General features: G+C 60.4%; 4 protein-coding genes and 2 pseudogenes. 4 read left to right on the plus strand and 2 right to left on the minus strand.

Going from position 1 to position 4,107, the window contains the following annotated elements:
- Nucleotides 1–166 precede the first annotated feature (166 nt).
- The 3 genes and pseudogenes from tnpC to AC628_RS35875 form a co-directional block, all read left to right on the plus strand.
- Nucleotides 167–769 (plus strand): annotated as a pseudogene (gene tnpC, locus AC628_RS35865) (IS66 family transposase); the annotation flags it as partial.
- A gap of 2 nt (nucleotides 770–771) precedes the next feature.
- Nucleotides 772–1,014 carry a hypothetical protein gene (locus tag AC628_RS35870; RefSeq protein WP_074131410.1) on the plus strand — a complete coding sequence of 81 codons (243 nt, stop codon included), beginning with the start codon at nucleotides 772–774 and terminating at the stop codon, nucleotides 1,012–1,014.
- A 28-nt stretch (nucleotides 1,015–1,042) separates the two neighbouring features.
- Nucleotides 1,043–1,357 (plus strand): annotated as a pseudogene (locus AC628_RS35875) (IS66 family transposase); the annotation flags it as partial.
- Between the two features lie 93 nt (nucleotides 1,358–1,450).
- Here AC628_RS35875 and AC628_RS35880 read toward each other — a convergent pair.
- Nucleotides 1,451–1,888, minus strand: a complete 438-nt coding sequence (locus tag AC628_RS35880; protein ID WP_074131411.1) for a hypothetical protein — start codon at nucleotides 1,886–1,888, stop codon at nucleotides 1,451–1,453.
- Between the two features lie 420 nt (nucleotides 1,889–2,308).
- Complete coding sequence (locus tag AC628_RS35885) at nucleotides 2,309–2,518, minus strand: helix-turn-helix domain-containing protein (protein WP_074131412.1); 210 nt, start codon at nucleotides 2,516–2,518, stop codon at nucleotides 2,309–2,311.
- A gap of 70 nt (nucleotides 2,519–2,588) precedes the next feature.
- Between AC628_RS35885 and AC628_RS43425 the strand changes: the two genes are divergently transcribed.
- Nucleotides 2,589–3,005 (plus strand): hypothetical protein, encoded by a 417-nt coding sequence (locus AC628_RS43425; protein ID WP_143201989.1) that lies wholly within the window; start codon nucleotides 2,589–2,591, stop codon nucleotides 3,003–3,005.
- Nucleotides 3,006–4,107 lie beyond the last annotated feature (1,102 nt).

Here is a 4,107-nt window from a genome sequence, read left to right on the forward strand (position 1 = left end):
ATACCTGCTGTCTACGCTTCACGAGTGACGTTGCCGCCACCCATGCAAGACTCGCTTCCGGCTGGCGGGCTCCGCCTTTGCCGGGAGGGCGTCGAACCCTCTGGGTCACGTTGAAAGGTTTCAGATCACAATCTTCCTCCTTTCCAGGACTTGTCCTGACGCAAGTTGGGCACATGGCCGGAGGGCGTTCTTCGAACTTGCCGACATCGCCCAGAACGCTCGCCGCGGAAGATCGGCGACGGCGATCTCGCCCGTTGCGCTGGAAGCGGTTCGTCGGATTGACCAATTGTTCGAGATCGAGCGCGACATCTATGGGCTGAGCGCTGAGGAGCGGCTGCAGATTCGCCGGGAAAGAAGCGCGCCACTGCTGACCGACCTTGAGACTTGGCTCCGGGCGGAATCTGCCCGGCTCTCGCGTTCGTCCAACGTGATCAAGCCGATCAACTATCTGCTCAACCGTTGGGAGGGCTTTGCCCGCCTTGTCCACGACGGAAGGATCTGCATGACGAACAATGCAGCAGAGCGGGCGTTGCGCGGTTTTGCTCTGGGAAGAAAGGCATGGTTGTTCGCCGGTTCTGATCGCGGTGCGGAGCGGGCTGCCGTGATGGCCACGCTTATCATGACGGCGCGTCTCAACGACATCGACCCGAAAGCCTGGCTTGCCGACGTCCTCGCGCGCATTGCCGACATGCCACAGAACCACCTGTACGAGTTGTTGCCCTGGAACTGGACGCCTCCTGCGTCGAGGTCCTCCGCCCAGGCGGCGTAGCCATGCACGTCAACAAGGTTCACGCCGTCTTCACCATCGCTCGCGTCGCAAAAGACCTCGGCGAAGACGAGGACTGGCTCTGTGACGTGGCGAACGGAATGGACACAGAGGATGGCATCATCTGGGTTTACGGCATAGGTGACGACCAGGTCATGGCGTTCACCGACTTCGGCATCGAAAACCTGATGGAGCTCATCAGGATGCACAAGGAAGACCCCGAACTTCTCACGCGGTGGAATCGGTGAGCCCCTGTCCGCGGCCTAGCTCGGATGAATACAACGTTGGGACCGTTTTGCGCGATTCATCGACGACGGCAGGATCTGCCTCACCAACAACGCGGCCGAGCGCGCGCTGCGCGGCTTTGCGCTTGGACGCAAATCGTGGCTCTTTGCCGATTCCGAACGCGGGGCCGACCGGGCCGCGGTCATGGCCACACTGATCATGACGGCCAAGCTTAACGACGTCGATCCGCTGGCCTGGCTCGCTGACGTGCTCGCTCGCATCGCCGGCATTCGGCAAGGCCGGCTTCACGAGCTACTGCCTTGGGCATGGAAGTGCGCGGCGTCCGCTATCGCTCAGGCGGCCTGATCACTATCACGCCGGTCAGAACGATCATCGACGGGCTGCGCGAGCTTCTGGCGTGCAATTGGAGAGCTGTACGCGAGCGGGCCAGGATGCGCGTCATCGCAGGCTGGCCGATTCGACCGTCGTCTCGGCGTCAGCAGTATCGGCGTGGATAGCCTCCCGGATCAGCCGCTCTGTGGTCTGCTCGAAATACAGCCAGAGGTCCGTGTGCAGGTCGGAAAACTGCCGCCACACCACGGTGTCGAAAAAGCGGCGCGGCGCCCTGACCATGATCGTCGTCGCGCGCTGCCGCGGATATCGGAACGGCCGAATGCCATAACGCCGGCACAAGGCAATGAACAGCCGGACCGACCATTGGTCTGGCAGGCTGAACTTCATCTCGATCGGGGGATCGCGACGACTGACCTCCTCGAGCTTGGCCTTAAGCCGCTCTGCTGCGGCTTCAGCGGCGTCGCGTTCTCCCGCCGTGGCCGCGCCGAAATACAGCGCCTCCACCTTCTTCAGCCGATCGCGAAGCTGGTCTTCGATCCGCATGCCCTCACTCCTCGAAGCAACGAGGCCATCGCACGAACCGGCCGTCAACCGCGGAAAACAAGCCGTCCACACATCATCGCACCGGAGCTACGCTCCGCGGCCCTGGGCGAATGCTTACCCTAAGCCATGGCTTCCGTTCGCTTAATCCAAACTAGGACACTTTGAAAATCAACCTAGGACACGGGGGCTTAAATACGGACATCACCGAATTTTGGATGGATGCCTGCGCCATCCAAACCGAGAACAAAGGTCAGTGAACCCGCAAGCAATCCGCACGCATCCAGTCCCACCGACCGCATTTTGATGCTATTTGGTGCCCCCCAGTGCCGTCCGCGCACGCAAAAACAACAAATGTTCTCAAAGAGTTCTGCAAAATGAGATACCTCCGCACGATAACGCACGAATGAATGACCGCTCCCACTACCGCTTCAGCAATTCACTGACGTCGACGCCCAGCGCTTTGGCGAGCTTTCCCAACATTGTAACTGACGCGCTGTAACTGCCGGTCTCAAGCTGACTGATATAGCTCCGGTCCACTTTTGCCCGAAACGAGAGCTCTTCTTGGCTCAACTTTCTTTCGTGGCGAACCCGCCTCAGATTCCGAGCAACGATTTGCTTCATCTCGTCCATCGAAGGCGAGATGCTTCTTGTTGAGTAAACTCATCAATTGAGTATACTCAACAAAAGAGGAGAGCCACGCGTGTTGGCTGATCTTGAACCCTTCGTTGAATTGCCTGGCGCGGGCAATGTGTTCCGTTTCGGATACCGTTGCGGGCGAACAGGCGCTCCGTTCGCAATTATTGAAATCCCGGCTTCAACGGTCGCCAAGTTCGTTCGATTGAAGACTTCAGTTCGAGTGACGACCGATGGAAAGGTCGTCGCCGAGGCTGAAATTGCAAACGATCATGGCTCGCGTAGCCGCAGTTCTGAAGGAACCTCTCTGGTCCAACTGATTGAAGAAACCTTGCACGTCGACAACCTGCGCATGGAAGAGGCCAGCCCGCGCGAACTGAATAGCTTGCTCCAAGAGCTCGAGGCTTCCATGCAGCGGGTAAGGGCTGCCCTCGCCGCCATGCACGCTCAAGGGCTCACGGCGTCGACCTTGAGATCAGGGTAAGACGATCCCGTCTCGGAAGTTTCCCGGTACCGGTTAGCGTCGGAGTGGCAGGTATGCCGTGCGTGAACCGCGCATCACCGCTTTGAGCTGCATAGCTCACCGAGGAGTGCCAACTGCTCGGGCTGGGATCCTCTGCGCTTGCGAGCAGCCTTGATCCTGATCTTCGGTCCGGCCGAGACATAGAAGGTCCGCCTCCGACACGCGCCCGCAAACCGTGAGCGATATAGTCCCTGGCAATCACGAGGTCATGCCCCCGCGTCGTCCCTGCCGCGGGGCGCAACACCGGTGTGCGGGTGACAGGTGTTGAAGTGATCCGCCGCGACCCAGTCGAGCCTGGCGCCGAGGCCCTACTCCATTGCTGCATCAGCTCGCGGATGAACGGCCTCAGGTCGGAGAGTTCCGCGCTGTCCTCACGCGCCACGATATACCCGAATTGGTGGCGGTCGCTGGTTCATCGTTCGGTGAAGGCCCTGCCGCCGGCCCGGTCTCGTGCGGCGGCGTAGAGTTCGCCTGCCTCGCCCTCACGCGTGGCGCCGGCGCGCCTACGTAGCGCGGATGGCACCAGCGCCCGCTCCCTTGATGCGGACGAGGTGCGCCTCGATCACGACCCGACGCTGGCGTCGGGTACTCCCCCCAACCCGGCAAGCACCATACCTTGTGCGTATCCGCGGCCAATCCGGCGGCTGAGAAGTTCGACGCGGGATGAGCCGTCGCGCCGGCCTTCTCTGTGGTTTACTAAACGCGCCGAAGATATCCAGTCGCTTTCCAGGCTCTGCGGTTGTCGATTCAACCGAGCTTCGCTTCGAACTCGTCGTCGTCGACGCCATGCACGCCGCGGGCTCCTGGCTGAGAAGACCGCGGATATGTGAAGCCGATGAACCATCGCCAAGTCGCTGACGCAATCGGCGAACAACAGCATTGCCTTAGATCCCCATTGGCGGCATCTAGATCCCGATTGGCGACATCGCGGCCTGGGGTATCTCCAACTCTTGGATGTGCAGACAACGACTTAACCGCCGTACGACGCCAGTGCTTTTATCTTGCGCTCTCCTATTCTTCACGCACTGCTCGCTCAAGCTGCCTTTCTCTGCCGTAACAAGGT

The organism is Bradyrhizobium sp. NAS96.2 (assembly GCF_001908235.1).
Lineage (GTDB): Bacteria > Pseudomonadota > Alphaproteobacteria > Rhizobiales > Xanthobacteraceae > Bradyrhizobium.

Bases quoted from the DNA above. Each gene is read 5' to 3' on its own strand.
- AC628_RS35885 (WP_074131412.1), bottom strand. From the start codon at position 2,518: ATGGACGAGATGAAGCAAATCGTTGCTCGGAATCTGAGGCGGGTTCGC.
- AC628_RS35880 (WP_074131411.1), bottom strand. From the start codon at position 1,888: ATGCGGATCGAAGACCAGCTTCGCGATCGGCTGAAGAAGGTGGAGGCG.
- AC628_RS35870 (WP_074131410.1), top strand. From the start codon at position 772: ATGCACGTCAACAAGGTTCACGCCGTCTTCACCATCGCTCGCGTCGCA.